This is a genomic window from Flectobacillus rivi (assembly GCF_030056655.1).
GTDB lineage: Bacteria > Bacteroidota > Bacteroidia > Cytophagales > Spirosomataceae > Flectobacillus > Flectobacillus rivi.
The window spans coordinates 177,195-200,567 of the sequence record NZ_JASHIE010000003.1; the positions used below are offsets into that span (position 1 = coordinate 177,195).

Annotated in this window: 12 protein-coding genes; 8 read left to right on the forward strand and 4 right to left on the reverse strand. The window is 38.9% G+C overall.

Features of this window, described 5'->3' with window-relative positions; genetic code table 11:
- Nucleotides 1–118: 118 nt before the first annotated feature.
- The 7 genes from QM481_RS05135 to QM481_RS05165 are packed head-to-tail and all read left to right on the forward strand — an operon-like array spanning nucleotide 119 to nucleotide 15,521.
- Nucleotides 119–2,383: a fasciclin domain-containing protein gene (locus QM481_RS05135; RefSeq protein WP_283380899.1), complete on the forward strand. Its 2,265-nt coding sequence runs from the start codon at nucleotides 119–121 to the stop codon at nucleotides 2,381–2,383.
- A 44-nt stretch (nucleotides 2,384–2,427) separates the two neighbouring features.
- Nucleotides 2,428–5,706, forward strand: a complete 3,279-nt coding sequence (locus tag QM481_RS05140) for a SusC/RagA family TonB-linked outer membrane protein (protein ID WP_283380900.1) — start codon at nucleotides 2,428–2,430, stop codon at nucleotides 5,704–5,706.
- Nucleotides 5,707–5,736: 30 nt separating this feature from the next.
- Nucleotides 5,737–7,242: a RagB/SusD family nutrient uptake outer membrane protein gene (locus QM481_RS05145; RefSeq protein ID WP_283380901.1), complete on the forward strand. Its 1,506-nt coding sequence runs from the start codon at nucleotides 5,737–5,739 to the stop codon at nucleotides 7,240–7,242.
- A gap of 35 nt (nucleotides 7,243–7,277) precedes the next feature.
- Complete coding sequence (locus QM481_RS05150) at nucleotides 7,278–8,933, forward strand: fasciclin domain-containing protein (protein WP_166551995.1); 1,656 nt, start codon at nucleotides 7,278–7,280, stop codon at nucleotides 8,931–8,933.
- 27 nt (nucleotides 8,934–8,960) lie between these two features.
- A complete protein-coding gene (locus tag QM481_RS05155) occupies nucleotides 8,961–10,418 on the forward strand; it encodes a fasciclin domain-containing protein (protein WP_283380902.1) in 1,458 nt (485 codons plus the stop codon).
- A gap of 37 nt (nucleotides 10,419–10,455) precedes the next feature.
- The gene (locus QM481_RS05160) at nucleotides 10,456–13,659 is read left to right on the forward strand and encodes a SusC/RagA family TonB-linked outer membrane protein (RefSeq protein WP_283380903.1); all 3,204 of its coding nucleotides are present in this window, start codon (nucleotides 10,456–10,458) and stop codon (nucleotides 13,657–13,659) included.
- Nucleotides 13,660–13,697: 38 nt separating this feature from the next.
- The gene (locus tag QM481_RS05165; RefSeq protein WP_283380904.1) at nucleotides 13,698–15,521 is read left to right on the forward strand and encodes a RagB/SusD family nutrient uptake outer membrane protein; all 1,824 of its coding nucleotides are present in this window, start codon (nucleotides 13,698–13,700) and stop codon (nucleotides 15,519–15,521) included.
- 164 nt (nucleotides 15,522–15,685) lie between these two features.
- On the opposite strand, the gene QM481_RS05170 is transcribed toward QM481_RS05165, so the two are convergent.
- The 4 genes from QM481_RS05170 to QM481_RS05185 form a co-directional block, all read right to left on the reverse strand.
- A complete protein-coding gene (locus tag QM481_RS05170) occupies nucleotides 15,686–16,225 on the reverse strand; it encodes an SRPBCC family protein (RefSeq protein ID WP_283380905.1) in 540 nt (179 codons plus the stop codon).
- A 499-nt stretch (nucleotides 16,226–16,724) separates the two neighbouring features.
- Nucleotides 16,725–17,279 carry a hypothetical protein gene (locus QM481_RS05175; protein WP_283380906.1) on the reverse strand — a complete coding sequence of 185 codons (555 nt, stop codon included), beginning with the start codon at nucleotides 17,277–17,279 and terminating at the stop codon, nucleotides 16,725–16,727.
- Nucleotides 17,280–17,371: 92 nt separating this feature from the next.
- A complete protein-coding gene (locus QM481_RS05180) occupies nucleotides 17,372–19,132 on the reverse strand; it encodes a beta-helix domain-containing protein (RefSeq protein WP_283380907.1) in 1,761 nt (586 codons plus the stop codon).
- Between the two features lie 205 nt (nucleotides 19,133–19,337).
- Nucleotides 19,338–22,163, reverse strand: a complete 2,826-nt coding sequence (locus tag QM481_RS05185; protein WP_283380908.1) for a TonB-dependent receptor — start codon at nucleotides 22,161–22,163, stop codon at nucleotides 19,338–19,340.
- A 390-nt stretch (nucleotides 22,164–22,553) separates the two neighbouring features.
- Here QM481_RS05185 and QM481_RS05190 point away from each other — a divergent pair, with 390 nt between their 5' ends.
- Nucleotides 22,554–23,318: a MeeY/MeeF family manganese export membrane protein gene (locus QM481_RS05190; RefSeq protein WP_283380909.1), complete on the forward strand. Its 765-nt coding sequence runs from the start codon at nucleotides 22,554–22,556 to the stop codon at nucleotides 23,316–23,318.
- Nucleotides 23,319–23,373: the final 55 nt, after the last annotated feature.

Here is a 23,373-nt window from a genome sequence, read left to right on the forward strand (position 1 = left end):
TATGGCACAACCTACCTGCCAGCATAATTAACAAACCAACATAGAATCATATAGTAAACCAATAAATCCGATAGGACTAATATATTAAATCAGTAAATCTCAAATTAAACAACAACGCATGATGCATCGATACTCTATTCGCTACTGGCTGGTACTGAGTGTGCTCATCAGTACTTTTCTAGGTAGTTGTACCAAAGAAGAGTTGGATATCTACAAACGTCCTGAGACACTCGAACCTCCTATTTATCAAGTGCTTACGAAACGGGGTAATTTCAAAACCTTACTGGGTGTCATTGACAAAAGTGGTTACCAACGTACGCTATCAAGTGCAGGTTACTGGACTTTTTTTGCTCCAAATGATGACGCTTTCAATAAGTATTTTACCGCTTCGGGTCAAAGCCTCAACGCTATGGATTCAACCAAAGCCCGTGAAATTGTTCAGGGATTATTGGTATTTAATGCTTTTGACAAAAACCGATTGGCAGACTACCAAGCGCCTGCTGGGTGGCAAGATTCTCGTTCATTTAGACGTAAGACAGCCTATTACACAGGTTTTTACGATGAAAAATCCTTTGATGGAAATTCATTCAAATCTGTTGCGACCAACCGTCAGAACGGTAATTACATTGTGGGCGACAACAACAATAAGCACATTGCGTACTTTACGGATGAATACCTGAGCGCTCGTGGACTAACTGCCACTGACTACAATTATTTCTATCCTAATGTAAGCTATAGCGGCTTCAACGTGATGAACTCGAAAGTAGTCAATGCTGATATTTTTGCTGAAAATGGAATGATTCATGAAATTGATGATGTACCCACAGTACAACCTTCGATTGACGAATACATCAGAAACAAACCAGAGTATAGCGTGTTCCGTAACCTTATTGAGAAGTATGCGGCAACCTTCGGTTTGAACGATGCCATGACGATTAAGTATGCCAACTTGACTGGAAGAGGCGATAAAGTTTATGTGAAAAATTACAATAAGCAAGCTAGTTCGGGTAAGTATTTAACGTTTGCTCCCAACTGTGAAAACTTCTTGAAAAATGCAGAAAATGATGCTCAGTTAGATATGTGGAGTATTTTTGTTCCAACAAACGATGTACTTACTCCTTATATCAATAGTGTGTTGTTAGAAAACTACAAATCATTAGATGCAATGCCTCCAGGCATTATTATCGACTTGATTAATGCGCATTTGTTTCCGTCAACCGTTTGGCCAACCAAGTTCCAAAACTCCTTCAATGCTTTAGGTGAAGAGGCTCGTTTTAATGCTAATGCCAACGTCGTTGAGAAGAAAATTTTGAGTAATGCGATGTTCTACGGAACCAACAAAGTTCAGGAATCTAACCTTTTCTCATCTGTTTACTCAAAATCATATTTAGATCCTAAATACTCAATGATGACACGTATTTTGGATATGGACTGGAAAAACACGATCCTAAATCCGAGAGTGAACTACGTATTATTTATGATTAGCGATGACCTTTTCAAAGCGGCTGGGTATGATTACGATATATCAAAATCGGTAGCGAACGTTGCGAACAGTGAGTGGGGATATACGGCACCTGGCACTACAACTCGTACTTCTGGGACTTCTATTTTGGCTAACCTTCAGCGTATTGTTGCTACCTCTGTAGTATATACTCCAAACAAAGAATTGGATAACCTTTCTGGTTCAGGTGTTATCGATGCAATTAATGGTGAATACATTCGCTTTGATGGAAATAAGGTCTATTCAACAGGTACAAAAGCGGCTCCATTGACTATTCTGAGTAGCAAGACTGCTTCTAATGGCAAAGTGTATTACACCAATGGCGTCCTTAATTTCGCACCTGCCAATACCACAATAGCAGACCCAATCGGGAAAGATTTGGCTAATCTGGCTCCTACCCTAACGTCGGATTTTGGCTACTTTTTCGAATATTTGAAAAACTCTACCGTGTACACTGCAGCAACAAATGCTATTGCCAATGTAAGCGAAGGCACATTTTACACATTGTTTATTCCAAACAATGCTGCAATTCAGGCAGCAGTGAATGATGGTGTTTTGCCAGGTACTGGAACAGGTGCAACGAAGACGCCAGTCTACAACCCAACGAGTTTATTGGATAAGAAAAAGGTAGAAGATTTTATCAATTATCATATTTTGAATAAAAAGGCTGTGGCAACGGATGGTAAAGAGTCAGGTGCGATGGAAACACTCCTAAAAGATGGAAACGGAGATGCTGTAAATGTCACTGTTTTGAACAGCAAAGGTGCCATGAGTTTATCTGATGCCAAGTTGCGCAAAGCAACCGTGATTGTCAACAAAAGTAACAACTTGTCGAACCGCGCCGTGATTCACTTAATTGACAATTACCTAAAGTCGAACTAATTCTCCAACCAAACCTACATAGTGTTTAACTATGTTCACAGCCAATGAAAATATTAACCAAAATACTCTTAATATGTGGCTTGGTGCTGACAGGAGTTAGCTGGAGCCATGCCCAAAGCCCTAACCTTTTTACGGTGCGAGGGAAAGTTGTTGAAGCAAAAGATAGTTCGGCTGTAATTGGCGTTACAGTCGCCGAGCTTGACAAAGATAATCGTATAGTTAAAGGAGTAACAACCGATGTAGAGGGAAACTTCGTCATCAGAGTTTCCAACCAAAATAACACTTTGTCATTTTCAAGTATTGGCTTTAAAACTCAGAAAGTAGGCATTAAAGGTCGTAGCAATATCAAAATCTGGATGGAATCGAGTTCCGCAGACTTAGATGAAGTTGTGGTAACTGCCAAGCCAACAGATAATGGTTTAATGACAGTTTCTGAAAGAAATACGACCATCGCAGTAGCAAAAATTGATGCGAAGGTTTTAGAAGATATGCAAGGAACGTCTATCGACCAAATGCTACAAGGACGTTTGGCGGGGGTAGATATTACTGCTGCTTCTGGTGACCCAGGTACAGGGATGCAAATTCGTATTCGTGGTACTTCGTCTATCAACTCTTCTGTCGACCCGATGATTGTAGTTGATGGTATGCCTTACGAAACATCCATTCCGTCTGACTTTAACTTTGGTACAGCCGATGAAATGGGCTATGCGTCCTTATTGAACCTTGCTCCTTCGGATATTAAAAATATTGCCGTATTGAAAGATGCTGCTGCGACTGCTATGTGGGGCTCGCGCGCTGCGAATGGGGTTGTAGTAATCAACACTAAGCGTGGTGCAATTGGTACACCGAAAGTAACTTATACTTTCAAAGGTTCGGTATCAAAACAACCTAATGCCATTCCAATGCTTTCGGGTGACCAATATTCGATGTTAATTCCTGAAGCGTATATGAATAGAAATGGTATACCATTAAATACCCAAAACATAAAAGAATTTCAATATGACCCCAACGACCCATACTGGTACAACAACTACAGCCAGAATGTCAATTGGGTGGATGCTATTACGCAATTGGGTTATTCTCAAGACCATAACGTATCGATTATGGGTGGTGGAGAGAAAGCCAAGTATTATGCTTCAACAGGGTATTTCAACCAAGTAGGTACAACCATAGGAACAGGATTAGATCGTATTAACACGCGTATCAACTTGGACTATAACGTATCAAATAGAATTCGCTTTAAAACTGACCTTTCGTTTACGCACTCAGTAAACAATCGTAACTATGTGTCATCTTTAACAAGCAATAAAGATTTAGTACGTTCGGTAGCTTACAGTAAAATGCCGAACATGAGTATCTATGAATACAACGATTTGGGACAATTGACAGGAAACTTTTTCTCTCCATTAACCAATATTCAAGGTACTTTTACTGGTTTGACCAATGCCACTTACAACCCTGTAGCAATGGTAAAATCTGCGAAAAACATTATTACTTCGGAACGTATCATTCCACACTTTCAAGTGCAATATGACCTTGCACCAGGAAGATGGGTAGCAACTTTTGACGTTCAGTTTGACATCAATAACAACAAGACGAGCTCATTTTTACCACAAGTAGCCACTGGACAAGCCTTTACAAGTTCGTTTGTAAACGTAGCCACAGACGGCGATGCTGATGGGTTTGCGGTTACTACAAAATCGACATTGATTTATACCCCAAAAATCAAAAACACGAAGCATGATTTCACCTCGCTTTGGGCTTTGAACACTTCAGATGTAAAATCAGTTTGGCAAGAATCTTATGTAACCAACACTGCTTCATCCGATTTGACAGATGCTTCGAATCCTGCCCGTTTGACTACTTCAAGACTTGCTTCTGGTGTATCTCAAACACGTAATGTAGGTTTACTTTGGAATGTTCACTACGGATTTTTAGACCGCTATATCATTGATTTGGGTCTTAGAGGAGATGGTAACTCACGCTTTGGCCCAGCTTACCGTTATGGTTTGTTTCCAAGTATTTCGGCTAAATGGATTCTATCTGACGAGCCATTTATGCGTCCTTTAGAACATATTTTTGAGCACCTTGGTATCCGTGCTAGTTACGGTCAAAGTGGTAATGCACCTCGTTATGATTATTTGTATTATGGAAAATACAATACCTTGGGATGGTCGTATTTGGGCGATGCAGCGGTTGTACCACAAACGATGCAACTTAACAACCTTCGTTGGGAAAGAATCATCGGTCGCAACTTAGGGGTAAACATTATTACTTCGAAAAGAAAGTTTACGTTAGATGCTGAATTTTATCAAAACAGTACAAAAGACCTTTTCTTCGAAAACTTACAAATTCCTGCTTACACAGGTTTTAGTAATGTCCAAATGAACGTTGGTACAATGGATAACATGGGTTGGGAATTAAACATGATGTATAATCCATACAAAACCAAAGATTGGAGTGTTGATTTCAACTTTAACATTGCTCGTAACACCAACGTAATTCGTGAGATTTCTGATTTGTATCCTCGTACGGGTGGGAATGCTACTTTGAACGGGGCTTATATGACCTATATGCAGGTAAACAACCCATTTGGGTCATTCTATGGATACCGTTATTTGGGTGTTTATAAAGACAAAGCCGCTACGGTAGCTAAAGGCAAAAGCGGTGAACCAATCGTAACGCCAGACGGGCAATCGGTATATATGCGTTTTAACTACCCTAATACCGACTATACCTTCCAGCCAGGTGATGCTATGTATGAAGATGTTAACAAAGATGGTAACATCAACTATATGGACTTAGTGTATTTGGGCAACTCAAACCCAGCTTTCACAGGTGGTTTTGGCGGAAGTGTTTCTTACAAATCATTCAAATTGACAACCTTCTTCAACTTCCGTAGCGACTATGATGTAGTAAACGCCACTAGAATGAACACCACCAATATGTATGGTTTTGGTAACCAAAGTACAGAAGTTTTGGCTCGTTGGAGAAAAGAAGGAGATGTTACGATGGTTCCAAGAGCGCTTTATAACTCAGGTTATAACTGGTTAGGTTCTAGTCGCTATGTAGAAGATGCGTCGTTTGTACGTTTCCGTACCGCTACTTTCAGCTATACTTTCCCGAAAAATGTGTTGAAGACCTTGCACTTTACCGCACTTCGCGCCTATGCAACCGTGGAAAACTTGATTACTTGGACTAAATACACAGGTCAAGATCCAGAGGTTCAAATGAGAGGTAGTGATCCATTCAGAGTAGCAACGGACAACTCGATGACACCACCTGCAAAAACAGTCACATTTGGTTTTGCAGCAACATTCTAATGTAGATTCAACCCTTTATTATATAGAAAAATGTTGAAAAAAGTTTTTATACAAACCATCGCCCTGAGTGCTCTTTTACTAACTACCTCTTGTGATAGTTGGTTAGAATTGCGACCTCAAGACGGTATTGTTCAAGATAGATTTTGGAACAATAAAGAACAAGTTGCTTCAGCAGTTGGCGGTATTTACGCATCAGTAATCGATGTGATTCCTGAAAAAGTTTTTGTAATGGGCGAAATTCGTGCCGATATGATAAGTCCATCTTTTCGTATTACCAACAACGAATTGGATATCCTAAACTCAAACATTTTGCCAACCAATGCCTTGACAGACTGGAGAGATTTTTACAGAATTATCAACTACTGTAATACGGTTATTTCATTTGCACCTGCTGTACTCGACAAGGATAAAACCTATACACAGGATGCTTTGAAAGCACATGTGGCAGAAGCAAAAGCTATTCGTGCTTGGATGTATTTTTACATTGTACGCTTATATGGCGATGCTCCTTTGAAAACTTCGGCAACTAGTAGTGACGATGAAATTGTACCGATTGCCAAGTCGACTCAAAAAGAAATTCTTGCTCAAATAGAGAAAGATTTACTTGAAGCTGAGCCTGATGCTCCCACCAGTTACGGAACAAAGGAAAAAGACCATGGTCGTGTAACTAAATACATGGTAAATACCCTTCAAGCTGATGTGTATTTATGGATGGAAAAACCAACCGAAGCATTAGCAGCAACCAATAAAGTGATTAGTAGCGCCAAATTTGGTTTAGTTTCAAACCCAGCTACAAGAAGCAATGCTTGGTTTAGCACAGTTCGTTCAGGTAACTCTACAGAGGGTATTTTTGAATTAGCTTACGGTAGTGATTATACCATTCGTTTCGGGATTACTAACTATCCTATGTATGCTATTTTTGGACTTGGCAACTCTTCTGCCTACAGAAGATACCAAGCATCGGCGTATGTGAATGAAGAAATCTTTACCGAAGATTTGCTCGACCCAACCAACTACGATACACGTGCGGATGAGTCCTCTTTGACTATGACGACTGGGGTTATTAGAAAATATGACCGTGCCGCTGGCGAAACACCCTTTAATGTAGTCATGTATCGCTATGCAGATGTTTTATTAATGAAAGCGGAGGCGTTGGCGATGTTGAATAGAGGTACAGAAGCGCTCGCTATTGTCAAACAAATTCGTACCAGAGCATGGGCGATTGTTCAAACAGAGCAGTCACCCGACCCAGCGAATATCGATGGTGCAGGCGGTGTTCTCGACTATATCTTGGATGAAAGAGCTCGCGAATTTGCTTTTGAAGGAAAGCGTTGGTTTGATGTACTTAGAAATGCCAAACGTGCCAACTACAAACGAATCGATTTGTTGGTAAACCTTACGGCAAGAAGTGTTCCTTCTGAACGTCAGCAATCAGCTATTGCAAAAATCAAAGACCCTAACAGCCATTATTTACCGATTTACCAATACGAAATTCAAACGAATAAATTATTGGTTCAAAATCCATTCTATAAATAATGCGTCTGTCACTCACAAAAAATTTTATTGAGATTATGAAAAATATCATACAATCAATTTCGGCATTTATCCTAACCATTATGTTAGGAATCGGCCTGTGGGGATGTGCAGATATTACTATCGTTGAAACAACCACTGGCGATGCCAACCTTTATAGTTACCTACTCAAGTATCCTGACAAATATGGAGACTTTGCTAAAATTGTAGAAAAAGCGGGTTACGATAGTTTCCTAGATGCTTATGGTGCCTACACCATGTTTGCACCGAACAATCAGGCCGTACAGAAATACTTGACTTCTGTTGGAAAACAGGCTACAAGTTTGACGAAAGAAGAAGCTCAGGGCATTGTGAAACTTCATGTCATTAGAGATACTTTGACCACAAGTTCGTTCAAAGATGGGAAGCTTCCTTTAGTAACCATGTACGGACAATACCTTTTGTCAGGTGTGAGCAATTCTACTGCTGGTTCAAGCTATACACTCAACCGTCAGGCGAATGTCATTGAAACCAATGTGAAAACTGGTAACGGTATGTTACATGCTGTAGATGCAGTATTAACACCAGCTACCAAATCCATTGCGGAGTTGGTAGCAGCCAATTCTAACTATTCCATTTTTGCCCAAGCCCTTAAAGAAACTGGCTATTATGATAGTTTGAATGTGCTAAACGACAATTTGGATAAAAGATTTACCACATTGATTGCTGAGTCTAATACTGTTTTGAGTAAAGCTGGATACACTGATTTTGCCAAATTAAAAGCAAGATTTTCGCAAACAGGCAATCCTAAACTCAAATCCGATAGTTTGAATATCTACGTGGCATATCACATTTTGGTAGGTGCCAAATACCTTGGAGACATTATCACGGCAAGTTCACATTTGACCAAAGTAAGTACTGAACCAACCGTAGTAAGTTCAAAGTTAGACGGACAAACCATTCTTTTGAATGACGACGTATTCAATGGGGTTCGTGAACCAGGTATTGAGTTGGTTCGTACAGAAAGTGATAATACAGCCACCAACGGCGTATTACACGCTGCGTCAGGACACTATAATATCAAATTGCGTCTTCCTACAAGAATTGACTGGGATGTTTGTGATTTCCCTGAAATGAAAAAGCTTTCAGCATATTATGGAAAGAAAACTTACAGCTTCCCTGTTGGTACGGTGATTCAGGATATTCAATGGGCAAATGCTTCGTTCCCTCCTACTTATGTGATTGATGCGGTTGCTGCGAAAAAAGACTATTTGCAAGTTCCAATGGGAGTTCCTAGCCGTAACCTTTGGTTAGATATGAAAACTCCAATTATTCCAAAAGGTCGCTATAAAGTTTGGATGTGCTATCGTCGTCAACGTACCTCAAACAGTTTTACGATTACTTGTACGGGTGCGATTGATGGTGAGGTATTGACAAGACCATTCTTATTTATTGACCAAGTGCCAACGCTAGGTGCTGGTGAATTGGAATCATTAGGTTGGAAAATCTATATGTCTCCAGGTACAGACATCAACATGGCGGGTAGATTATTGGGAACGGTGGACATTAAAACGACTGACCGTCACATGTTCAGATTGCAAGCTATCAATGGTACGCACTCACCGAACAACATTGACATGATTCAGTTTATCCCAGTTACTCAAAATCAGATTTCACCACGTCATTTGCCTGATGGCTCTCTGATTAATGAATAATTTTCCAACATTTTAACTTGTAAAAAAATGCGTTCAAAAAATATATATATCCTTTTTCTCATGGTTTGGAGCTTAGGGATGGTCGCCTGTAAAAATTGGGATGACCGTCTAGTTTCTCCTACCGAATCATTGGGAAAAAATCTTTTTGAGCAGATTAGCACACAAGGTAATCTGAGCACTTTCAAAGATTTACTAATCAAAACAGGCTATGACAAAGTGTTGAGTTCTTCAACCAACTATACTGTTTTTGCGCCAAGTAACGATGCCTTGAATGGTTTGAGTACAACCATCTTGAGTGACACAGCACAATTGAAAGCCTTTGTAGGTAACCATATTGCGCTCATGAGTCACAATGTTCCTGTAAACGATGGCACTTCTGAATCTTTACAAATGGTAAATGGCAAGTTTTATAAATTGAGCAAAACAACCTTGGGTACAGCCACGATTGCTTCTGCCAATACCTTTGCTAGTAACGGTGTATTGCATACTCTCTCGCAATCAATCACTGTGCTACCATCTTTGTGGAAATACATTAGTACAAACCAAACAGGCTCGGCACAAAATACGGCAATCGCCAACTTGACTTTTCAGGTATTCAATGCTAGTAAAGCTACCATCGATAGTATTAGTGCAACGACAGGTCAACCAATTTATCGCCCTGGAACAGGATTTGAAACGGTTAATGCTTTTACGCAAAATGTATATGACCTCAACTTGGAAACCAAACAATATACCTACTTCCAGTTGAAGGATGCTTCTTTTTTGGCAGAAGTTGAAAAGTTGAAACCTTATTTCAAAACAAGTACCGCTGATAGTACCTATCGTCAATCGGCTTTTGCAACTATCAAAGATTTAGTGTTTGAAGGTAATTATACGATTGACCAAATTCCTTCTGTATTGAAATCAAAATTTGGTGTAAATGTTACTATCGACAAATCATCAATTAGTCAAACAGTAAAAGTGAGTAATGGTGTAGTGTATGTGTTGGACAAAATCACGGTAATTCCTACAGAGAAATTCCCTACCCTTGTAGTTGAGGGCGAAAACTTCGTAGAGCGTATGCCTGTTTCAATTGGCTCGGCTGTCATTGCAGTTCGTAACCGTTTGAATCCTGTGACTAACCTTACCTCAAACTCTGTATCAGTTATCGGTCATGGTAACTCAGGTTTTTGGTTACGCTATCAGCTCAACGATGTACCATCTATCAAATACAAAGTGTATTGGGTGGTGATCAATGACTTGTATAACTCTAATACTGCAGTGGCCGAAACGGCAGGTTTTGCTATTAACCAAAAGCTTGCCATGGCGTCTTTGAGTGCAACCACTTTTGCTTATCCAGCGGCGGCTCTTCCTGTGAAGACCTACACCGAACAATTGCTAGGCGAATATACGGTTAACTCTTTCGGAAAGCTTAATATGTATTTGGTTGCCAACGGTACCAATGCCATGAGTTTGGACTATATCAAATTGGTTCCCTCATTCTAATTGGAACTAACTCATTTGACGATAACGACATTTATCCATGAAATATATCAAAAATCCATTCGCAGCAATTCCCAAAGTGACCCTCATGGCACTGACGGTTTACGGGACTATGCTCGCACATTTCGATGCCATAGCACAGGAAAAAAAGCCTACAGAGGTGGTCAAAGTGCATGTGCAATACAAAACACAAATCAGTGGGGTGGTCATTAGTACTGCTACTGGCAAGCCTGTATTAGGAGCTCGTGTTTTTTACAAAAATATGACCTCAACCATTACAGGTGAAGATGGTAAGTTTCAATTAACTGTACCAAGTTCATCGGTGGCTGTCAATGTTGAATGTCCAGGTTTTGCCTCTGTGGAAATCCCCGTGGCAAAACGTGCCAAGTTTAATGTGTACTTGCAAGATGTCTTAGGAACCGAAAGTAATATTACCCTCCCAACGGGTACTATTTCTGAGCAGCGTTCTTTAGGAGCAGTAGCCTCCTCGGCTGCGGCAGAAGCATGGTCTCAACTGACAGAATCTGCTGATACTTATATGCAAGGCAGAATTGCTGGTTTAAATAGCACTCGCTTTTCTGGTTCAACTAATATAGGTTCGTTTTTTACGATTCGTGGTTATAATTCCCTTCAGGCGACTAATCGTCCTTTGATCGTGGTTGACAATGTTATTTACGATTCTGGCATTTATGGCAATTCGTTAAATAGCAATTATTTCGACAACCCTTTAAGCTATATCGATATCAGAGATATTAGCAATATTTCTGTTTTAAAAGATGCCTCAGCAGCGGCATTATACGGTACAAAAGGTGCGAACGGTGTAATCATGATTACTACCTCTAGAGCTAAAGAATTAGGAACTAAAATCGACTTTGCGCTATATGGTGGCGTCAATATGGCACCGAAAGACTTACCTGTCATGGGTGTAAACGGTTACAAAAGTTACCTTTCTGATTTGTTGTTGAGCCAAGGATTGAATAGTAATCAGATTTCGGCCTTGCCATACATGAACGATAATACCTCAAATCCAGATTATTATACTTATCACAACAATACAGATTGGCAAAAGAAAGTATATGCAAGTAGTCCACTTACCAATATGTTTTTGAAAGTAACTGGGGGTGATAACATTGCCAAATATGCCCTTTCTGTCAACTATTTAAGCAATAAAAATGGGGTAATTGGTTCGACTTTGGAGAAATACAGTACTCGTTTCAACGCTGATATGAACCTGAGTCGTAAACTTACCGCTGCTGCCAACTTGAGTTTTGCCTACAATGAAGCCGAGACAAAGGATTTTGGATTTGCATCTAAAACAAACCCCATTTATTTGGCTCTGGTAAAAGCACCATTTTTGACGGACTATCGTGTTTCATCACAAGGGATTTTCTCACCTGACTATGCGGATCACGATGTATTCAATATTGGCAACCCTATCGTAGCCGCTAAAAACACCTTGGGTGGAAACAAAGCATACCGCTTTTTTGGGGTATTGGATTTCAAATATGCGTTTAATGAAAACCTCAAAGTAGGAACTAACATCGCTGTTACTTTTGACAAAATCAAAGAAAACAGATTTATTCCAAACTATGGCTTGGTAGCTGATACACTGAAAAATACCTTGGCACTCAACCAATTGAGCTCACAGACCAAGCGCCTTTTCAATATTTCGAACGAAACTTTCGTGAGTTATGATAAAACATTCAAAAACGTTCATGAACTATCAGCTCGTTTGGGTGTAAGGTTTATCAGCTCTCGTGTGGAACAAGATAAGTTATTGGCCTATAACTCTGCGACTGACCAATTAATCAGTGTTGGCAATGGCTTAGTATTGTACAACAATATTGAAGGAGGAATAGGAACTTATAACTGGATGAATACTTATGGTTCCGTAAACTATTCATATTCAGACAAGTATTTCTTAGGATTAAACGTTGGTATGGATGCTTCTTCAAGATTTGGAAAAGAAGCCTCAACCTTCAAAGTAGGTGGTACTCCTATCGCCATTATGCCATCACTCTCGGCAGCATGGTTACTATCGGCAGAGCCATTTTTGGCTGATGGTCCATTTGATTTACTAAAACTTCGCGGTTCGATTGGACAAGTTGGTAATGATGACATTGGTAACTATTCTTCAAAACAGTTCTATGTAGGTCAAAATTTATTGGGCTTACAAGGATTAGTACGTGGAAATATTGCAAATCCAAGTTTGAAATGGGAAACTGTAGCAAAATCTAACTTAGGTTTAGATGTGGCAGTACTGAAAGAAAGAATTAGTTTGAGTGTGGATGTTTTCCAAAACAAAACCTCAGATATGATTGTAGCTGAAGTACTTCCTACAACGGCTGGTTTGGGATATGCCTTAACGAATAGTGGTGCTATGACAACCAAGGGTTTTGAGGCAAGCATCAATTTCAAGGTATTAAACAAATCTTCAGTAAAATGGGATTTGGGCGTAAACCTTGCACACGCCAAGTCTACTATCGACCAATTACCTAACGGCAACGCTGACATCGTTACTAATATCGGAGCTGGCAATATTGTTACTCGCATGGGTGATGCACCCAACTCTTTCTTCGGAACCATCTACAAAGGAGTATATGCTACTGATGCTGAAGCAGCTGCCGAAGGTTTACAAACTCGTTTACCAGATGGAACACTTCGCGCTTTCCAAGCTGGTGATGCAAGATTTGCTGATTTGAACGGCGATAAAATCATCGATGATAAAGACCGTACGATTTTAGGTAATCCCAACCCTACTATTTATGGTGGTATCACCAACAGAGTTGTGTACAAAAACTGGACTTTGGATGCTTTGGTAAGTTTTGTTTCAGGAAATGATGTGTATAACTATACTCGTCGCAATATCGAGTCAGGAGATTCTTACAACAACCAATCACGTGCTGTAGAAGGTCGTTGGAGAGGCAATGGCCAAGTAACAAATATCCCAAGAGCTACCTATGGTGATCCGTTGCAAAACAGCCGTTTCTCTAGCAGATGGATTGAGGACGGTTCTTATATCCGTCTTCGCTCGGTAGGTTTGTCGTACAACTTCAATGTTGACAAAGGCATATTGAAATACTTAACGGTATATGCCAATGCCAACAATGTACTGACATTCACTAAATACTTAGGCTATGACCCTGAGTTTAGTGCTACCAATTCTGTGATTGGTCAGGGAATTGACAATACGCTCGAACCGATTCAAAAATCATTCAATTTGGGCGTAAAACTCGGTTTGTAACCTTAATACCTTTTGGGAAAATTTTAATTTGATAAAAAATGAAATCAACGATAAGAAAAATAACGCTGAACATTGGACTAGCTACTGGCGTGCTTTTGGGTATGTCAGGTTGTCAGAAAATGTTTGATTTGGCACCAGAGGAGGCATTAAGTACCAAACAGATGTATCGTGACATCTATGATGCTGATGCAGCCATTATTGGTCTTTATGGAAAATTCTCGACTTTGGCTAAGCAATATGTCATCCTCAATGAATTACGTGGGGATTTGCTAGATGTAACTACCAATGCTGACTTGTCTTTACGAGAAATCAATGCACACGCTGTTTCTGAAACCAACGAATACGCCAATCCTCGAGCATATTACGAGGTAATTTTGAACTGTAATGATATTTTGAAAAACTTCAAAATCATGCTAGATCAAAACAAAATCAAACGTGCTGAGTATTACCAACGTTCGGCAGATGTATTGGCACTTCGTAGTTGGATTTATCTCCAGTTGGGTATCCATTACGGCAGTGTACCTTATGTAACTGAAAGTGTGGAAACAGTAGATGATGTTAAATCGTTGGCAACGAAAGCTCGTGTGCCTTTGGCAGACATTATCAAACAATTGATTAAAGAATTGGAAGCTATTCCAGCTACTTACCTCGACCCATATACCTTGGATAACACCTTGGTTTCGGCAAACGTGGATGGATATTCTCCGACGACTTTTTTCATTGAAAAACACTTGTTGTTGGGAGATTTATACCTTTGGGATCAACAATATACTAAAGCAGCATCGATGTATAAGTATATCATGACAACCTCTGACCGATTGGGATTTGAAGCAACTGATATTAACGTTTGGTATCATTTATACAAAATTACAAGAGGTCAAATTTCGTCAGGAATGGGTCCAATTGCGGTCAGCTATAACTCTGATATCAACGACGTTAATAACTTATTGGATAACAATACAACAGGCTGGCGCTCAATTTTTGCCCGTGACCGTTCAAATACCAACTACAACAGTATCTCAAACACTTCGAGTATTTCTCGTGACCCTGAGTGGTTGTGGTTGTTGCCGTTTGACAGTAAGTTTTTACCTGAAAATCCATTTGTAGAATTGTTCTCGAATGTTGGAGGAAAATATTTATTACAGCCTTCAAAAGCCGCTATTGATTATTGGAATGGACAAACGCAAACCAACAATTTTGCCTACGATGCCCGTGGAGTTATGTCTTACAAAAACATTAATGGCAATCCTGTGGTATTTAAGTATTTGTACAATTTCATGAATCCAAACTCCGCTGGCTCTATTTACTCATTGGTTGGAAAAAGCTTGCAAGAGAAAAACGGGCGTTGGTTTTTGAACCGTGCAGCCAATGTTCACTTAAAATTTGCTGAAGCTGCCAACCGTGATGGTCGTCGCAAGTTGGCTTATGCCTTGGTGAACGCAGGCGTTGCGAGCACGTACAACAACACTGCCATCTCGGACAAAACCAACTTGATGAATACCTTCGATTCACCTCCGTATGATTTTGATGCTCGTAATGGCGACGCTCCTACTCGCTATCGCTCATCATGGCACTTGGCAACAGGGATTCGTGGACGTGCGATGGTCAAAAGTAATACCGTAGAAGGTGACAGTACTTTGGCTATTGAAAACTCTATCATTCAAGAAGGCGCTTTGGAATTAGCATTTGAAGGACATCGCTGGGGAGATTTAGTTCGTGTAGCGATTAGAAGAAATGACCCTTCATTCTTGGCAAATAAGGTCTATGACAAACTTCGCAAGTCGAACAACCCGAATGCTGAAGCTGTTAGATCTAGATTGATGAACAAGGATAATTGGTTTCTTCCATTCAGAATTCAGTAGTTGTTATTCGCAATCATGCAAAAAACATTGCCTGATTGCTTAGACTTAGTCTCGGGCTAGTAGCACAAAGATATTCATCTCTAAACCTAATTACCAACCCTAAATAAAAAGCCCCCATTCACGTAATGTGTTTGGGGGTATTTTTTGAGGGATAAAATTCAACTTTATTTTTCTAAAATCTCCTTTAAATTATGTAAACCCGTTGCCAAATCTCCACCGATTTTTTTATCCATCCTTAAAAAAACTAAGAGCAAATTAAACGGATATTTCATTTTACCATGAAATTGCCAGTAGACTTTGGTTTGAGATTCTCCACTATTTTTGACAATCATCTGAGCGGTAGCCTCACCTTTGAAAGGTTTCAAAAAACGTAATTCTGAAACAATTTTTACATTTTCTTCAATCTCCAAAATTTCTTGTTCTCCAGTCCCTACATTCTTCATAGGACTATCCCATGCTGATACAAAACCCACTTGACCATCGGTGCCTTTGTAGGTTTTGGTCATATTGGGATCCATTTTTGCCCAAACAGAAAAATTGTCTTGATTTTTGAGCAATTTCAGATACGAAAAAACCGATTCGAGAGGTTTTTGAATGATTACCGAGCGAGAAACGGTGTATTCGGTTTTCATCAACAAAGCAAGACCTAGCCAAAGTGCAAAGAAAGTGGCTAAGCCAATCAGGATAGTAGTTAAGGTTTCCATAAAGCAATTATTATTTGGGTGAAAAGCTATTATATAATCAAAAAGAGGTTTGAGGTTATGCGTCAATAATCCGAAACAAGTATTTGTGAATCGCAGGGAAGGTTTTAAATTCAAAACTCTGCATTAGAAGTATACGAAGAATTGTAAAAACCATTTATTTCGGATGATGGATTTCGGAAGTATAATCTACTTTTTAAATAACATTTTCTAAAAAAGCACTTTATTCATTTCCGAAATCAGAAATCACAAATCCGCAATAGTCAAAAATCCTTCCTACAATCATAACAATGCATTCTCCGCTCCAATTTACTCGGTTAGCATAACAATGTTTAAATTGACTATTTTAAATTATATCTCAAAGCAAAATTCTTATTTTTTTATACCTTCCACAAAACCAGAAAGGTCATGATGATTACCATGACCTTTGCTTATTTGCACCAATATGAAAATCCATTTGGACTTTCCCCCACCAGAGGTGAGGGAATTGCCCTTACATAGTTTATTTAATAGTAAAGCTTCCAACACTTACCCACGTATGGGTAGGCTTGTCATATCTTAAAGTACTATCTGGCCATTGAATGTATTGATTCATGCCCAAATACTCTTGTATATTTCCTTTTTCAATGAGTTTATTAAAAAGAAATTGACCTTTTTCTCTTACCTCCTCCTCTTTCATGTGTGGAGTATTTACAATTTCTTCAAACTCGGTAATCTTGTGCGTTTTAGGGTCTAATTTCATTTTCCCTAACACACCTCTTCGGTACACTGGACTTGAACCTACGGGTCTAATCATAAAAAAGTAGGCATATCCGTTATCGGCTTCGAAGTAATTTTGTAGATAAAAACTTGGTAAACTTTTGATGTAGAAAGGTCTGTATTTAGCATCAAACTTGGTTTGATTATTGGCATAAGGCGCAGGAACGTACACATAGGTAATCATATCTGTCAGAAGAGAGTCTCTTTCGCTTTCTGAGAAATATTGTAATGGTTCTTTCTTAGTACCGCATTGAGTAAAGAATAAAAGGATAAATGTGAAGGCAAATAAATGTTTCATATTGGTTTTTGTTTAAATCATCCCGAGTCAAAATATTGACTCGGGATGTACTATTTAATTATTCAGAAATTTGAAATCTGTAGTATTTCAGATTACTTGATATAAACAACTGATTGTGGAGTAAACTCAGTCCAACCTGCTGTCCAATCTGAATCTTTGAATGCACCAACGTAGTCAGTTTTGTCAAAGAATGAAGGAAGCGTTGATGGCAAGTTGAAACCGATTAATGATTCAGCTGTACCAGTTGTCAAAGTAAATGTTGGGCGACCAGTAGACCACAATGTTGTGCTGATACCAGTTTTAGAGAAATCAGTCAAGATTTTGTTACCTGATTGAGCTTTGAACCAGTCAGTTGGCGTTTGAGTACCAATCAAGATTGCTGGAGCGGCAGTAGTTTGTTCTGTATCAGATACTGGGAAACCTTTAGGGTTTGTAGCAGCACCAGTTCCCCAGTTGTTAGTACCCCAGCTAGCAACACCAGCCAATACGATGTTTTGTAATACGATGTCACCTTTCGCAGCATTACCTTTTGCATCACCTCTTTGGCTATCGATGTAGATACCGAAAGGATAACCTGTGAAGAATGAATTGTAGATTTTCAATTTGTTGTTACGACGCAATTGAGCACCATTTTGGAACAATGTAGAGATTGAAGTCTCAGCATTTCCTTTAGCACCGATGATTGACATGTTAGCAAAAATCGCTGAAGTATATGGTGTGTTGTTTGAACCGTTAGCATCGTTGTCAACTTCAAAACCGTTTGAACCAGATTGGTCAGCTTGTGTAGTACCACGGATACCGATACCGTATTGAACATAACCAGAGAAACCGTTATCGTTATCAAAGTCATCATCCAAACCTTTGTAAGCTACCAAGTGTTTACAGTTTACTGTACCACCAAACCATTCGAATGAGTCATCCAAACCAAATGAAGCCTGAACATAGTCGATTGTAGTACCGTTACCTACAGAACCCATTGTCAAAGAGTTAACCTCTTGGTTCGGGTTGATTGGTACACCAGCGTATTCGATACGAACATATTTCAATGAACCAGAGTTATCTGCTGCATCTGAACCACCGTGGAAACCACCGTAACCACCTTCTAATTGTCTGTCGTTAGCGTTGTCTGGCAAGTTGTTTGGAGCTTTACCACAAAGGATAATACCACCCCAGTCACCAGCTTCACGTTCGCCTACGTTTCTTTCAGAAGTAAAGATAATAGGGTTTGTAGCTGTACCGTTTGCGATTAATTTAGAACCACGTTGAACTAACAATGCACCTTTAGTAGCACGGTCACCGATTACTACTGTACCAGCAGGGATAGTCAAGGTAGCAGTTTTAGTGATGCTACCGAAAGTAGTTTCTTCACCTACTCTTACAAAACCAACCAATTTATAGATTTTAGTAGCATCCCATGTAATGTTACCTTCCAACGTACCTTTTACCTCAACGATAGTTTTTGGTGGAACTGCTGTAACTGTTACTGGTAAAGTTGTCAACGTAGAGTTTTGGTTTTTCATATCTGTTACCAAAACTGTAAAGTTTACAACCGAATTAGCTGCAAGGTTATCAATTTGATAGTCTTTTGCATATTCGAAAGTTTTCTCACCATTCTTTGTTACTACATCAAATGCTACACCGTTTTTCAAAACTGTGATAGATTTGATACCTTCTGGAGCATTGATAGATGCTTTCAACTGAACTGTAGTACCAGGAGTACCAGCCAAGTTAGAAGCGACAGTCAAAGTTGGTGCTGGTCCGATTTCTTCGTCTTTTTTACAAGCGTTTGTCAAAACAGCCATTGAGAGCATTAAGGCAAATACCTTAACTACATTCATTTTGAAGAGTCTCATTTTTTGGTAAAATTATGTGTTTAAAATTGAATGATTTATAAGGGCAAACGAGTAACGTTGCCACCGTTTTAAAGAAAGGCATCCCACCAATGTCTAGGGAAAGAAAGTAGTAATGCCAGAAAAATTTTCGGCTTTGAGCTATCGGCATTCAGGAATTCTCAAATATTTCCTTCCCTGAAAACCGATAGTTTATAGCTGGTTGTTGCTATTTAATTGTATATACTACACCCAGAGAGTAAACACTTCCAGGTTTGTAAGATTGGATAATCTGGTCTTCGTTTTTATCAAACTTATTATCCTGATTACCATCTTGTAAGATGTAATTTGTCTGGTTTAGGATGTCAGTAATACCTCCTTTGATTAACAAGTTTTTACCGATGCCTTTTGAGAAAGTTAAGTCAACTACGTTTCTAGGCATTTCGTACCAGTCTGGATAGGCAAAGCCATAGTTATTACCTACCGCATAGATACGTTTTCCAATTACGTTGAATAACAAGTTAACTTGTAGGCTCTTCTTGGTATCGTTGTAATTCAAACCTGCATTGATAATGTAAGGTGACTGTCCTTGCAATGGGCGATTATCAGATTGTGTAGAAGCTGTTGATGGATTCAATGACACACGGCTATGAATAAACGCAGCGTTAAATACTAAGTTGAGTTTTTGAATGAAAGGAGATTTTGAAACATTTTCCAATGATTTCCTTGCCTCTAATTCAATACCTGCACTGTAAGCACTTTTGGCATTGTCAAAACTCAAGTTCGGGTTTGAACCACTTGCAAATACAACCTCAATTGGTGTTTCGAAGTATTTGTAGAATGCTGCAATACTCAATACCTCTGCTGGTGTTGGATAGAACTCATATCTGAAATCCACGTTATGAATGTTGGCATTCTTCAACTGAGGATTACCTGAAATATTACGATTGTTTACAAAATCATAGAATGAGAACGGTGCGACTTCTCTAAACTCAGGACGGTTGATTGTTTTTCCGTAAGCTAAACGTAATAAAGCTTTTTCAGAAAAGTTATACGTCATGTTTACCGATGGAAGCAACGTTGTCTGCGTATTGTTATAATTTAATGGCGCACCCACTAAATCGTAAGAATTCAATTTCTGAGCGTTGTTCTCAACTCTCAAACCTGCAATCACATTGAATTTTTTCGTTAATGAATAGTTTCCTGAGATATATGCTGCATACAAATGGTTGTTGGCAGTATATGAGTCATTCGGGTTAGTTTGCTCATCAATTTTCACCCCGTTTGTACTATTAATATTTTGTGGTGCAAAAATTTCTTCGATAGGTAAATTGCCAATGTTAAACAATGAACTGTTTGCTTGTACATAGGCTAAGTTACGAGCTTTGAATGTACGTTCCTTACTTTCAACATAAACCCCTGCTTTTAGCTCCAATTCTTTATTATCTTCAGCTTTTGCTCCTTTTTGCAAAACAACTTTTTGAACTAAATTAGCGCCACCTGTTATAGCGTTTTCGTCCATGATGATATTGGTACGACCTAAATTGAAGGTTTGAGCTGCCCCTTGCGGTACTAATAAGTTTCTTTGTCCGTTCGAAATATTATATCTAAAACGCTTGTAATCAGGTTGATCACGGAATGATTGGTTATAACCTACCACCCAATCCACTTGTGTATTTTTGTTATTGAATTGGTGCTTACCAACCAATTGTCCAGTGTAGATACCACGGTAGATTTGGTCAAATGAACGGATATTCCAATCTGTTCCGTTGTCGAAACCGATACGATCTACAAACTGAGAATTGCTCATTTGGTTGAATAAGTTCTTGAATTCAATCGTATGGTTTTCACCAAATTTCACTGCCCAGTTGTGCATTACACCCAAGCGAATGGCGTTGCTATATTGTGTATCTTGAAAGTTAAAAATCGGATCTGGCTCTCCAGTGCTTTGAATACGACTGTATCCGTAGTCATTGCGAGCCATGTTGTACAGCGTTCTTGTATTTGAGTAGTTAATCGCCGTAATATTACCAATTCTGTATTTTTCTTTCTCTATTTTGAAAGCACCCGTCAAAGTAAATCTCAAATCTGGTAAAGCTGTAGATTGAACTGGCGTCCAGTTGTTTTTAAGAGACTGACCAATTTGCTGCAAACGAGTTGGGTTTGCATTAATCAACTCTTGACGATTGGCAGGGAAGAATTTTGGCAAATCATTATATCCATCATTGAAACCTGTCCAGTAACTTGAGCCATGTTGTGGCGAAAAGAAGTTTTTACCAGTTGTTCCATCTCTGTATCCTCCTCCAAAATCAATGGTAATGCTATTTTGTTCAGGGATAGATTTCGTAAAAATTTTCACGACACCACCAGCAAATTCTCCAGGGAGTTCGGCCGCAGGGCTTTTGAATACTAAAATACGATCGATTTGGTTAGAAGGAATAATATCAAATGAAAACGAACGCACGTCTGTTTCCATCGAAGGCGTAAAAGTGTTGTTCAGCATTACACTGTTATAACGCTCGTTCAAGCCTCTGATATTAATAAATCTATCCCCAAAAATGGTTACACCTGGTACACGTTTTACTACCTCAGCAGCATTACGGTCAAGCGTTTTTCCAATTTGTGCTGAAGAAATACCACTTACAATTTGTTGTGCCGCTTTAATTTCTGAAATAACGGAAATTTCGGTATTAGTTAATTTTTGTCCTACAACCTTTACTTCGCTCAAAGTTGAACCTTCTTCTTGAAGTAAAACATTTACTTCGGTTACCTTCTCAGCCAACACTTGAACTTTCTCAATCACCTTTACATTAAACCCTACAAACGAAACCTTTAATGTATATGTACCTACTGGAACTCTATTCAAAGAGAAAAATCCGTTGATATCAGCCGCAGCACCTTTATTTTGTCCTTCAATAATGACAGTTGCTCCTACAAGGTCTTCCTTAGTAACGGCGTCTTTGATAGTACCACGAATAGTACCTAGCTGCTGGGCAAGAGATAAAGTAAAACTCGATAAGAATAATAGTGCAGTAAATAGTAATTTGTGCCTCATATTGGAATTGATTAAGAAACGATTTTGAGTTATGTGGTTTATTCCTACGTTTCTATTTGAATGATGGCACAAAAGTAAGTCGGTCATTTAACCGCAATATTACCTACCGATTAAACATGATTGAACTTATTGTTATCCCTATATTATCAATGTTAATTTTATAATTATACTCTTGGTAGAGAGTGGAATCCTAGGTTCTCATCGTCTGATGTTTTTTCAGGTAGTCTATTAAATGATAAGAAATTATCAGGATTAGAAAATAACCTACTAAAACCATAGAAAATATCTATAACCGTTTGCATGATTTATTTGCCGTTAAAAAGAAAATACTTGTGCAGGGCATTTTTAGACCTCTTTATGCCTAAATTTGAAAAAAATTAAACAGACAGTATGGAATTATTGCATCACATCCTTGGGGATGATTTAGGAAAAGCATTTTTGATTATTGGAAACCTCGTATTAATTGAAAGCTTACTATCGGTAGATAATGCTGCCGTTTTGGCAACCATGGTGATGGACTTGCCTAAAGACCAAAGAGAAAAAGCCTTGAAGTATGGTATCATTGGCGCGTATATTTTCCGTGGTATTTGCTTGCTATTTGCAGCAATGCTCGTGAAAGTTTGGTGGCTCAAACCTCTCGGTGGACTTTACCTCTTGTACTTGTGCTATGATTATTTCAAAACAGAGAAAACACCAGAGCATGAGGATGATACCTTAAATAAGAAAGAAAATTGGGTTTATAAACATACCATTGGTCGCTTTGGCATTTTCTGGTCTACCGTCATTATGGTAGAAGTAATGGATTTAGCTTTTTCGATTGATAACGTTTTTGCAGCTGTGGCCTTTACTGACAACATCTATCTTATTTGGATTGGGGTATTTATCGGGATTTTGGCGATGAGATTTGTTGCCCAAGCTTTTGTGCGCTTGATGGAGCGTTACCCTTTTCTTGAAACTTCAGCATTTATCGTAATTGGGGTACTTGGTGTAAAATTAGCGCTTTCAGCCGTTTGTCATTTGTATCCAGACAATACGTTCTGTCACTTTATGGAAGGAGAAACAGCAGATTCTTATATTTCTATCTTGACGGTAGCCATCTTTGCGATTCCGATTATTACTTCTTCTTTGTTTAATTTCCCTAAACATGAGAAGTAAAAGTTGAGTCATCTTTAATTTAGCGAATGAGTGATTATTTTTAATAGGTATTTTA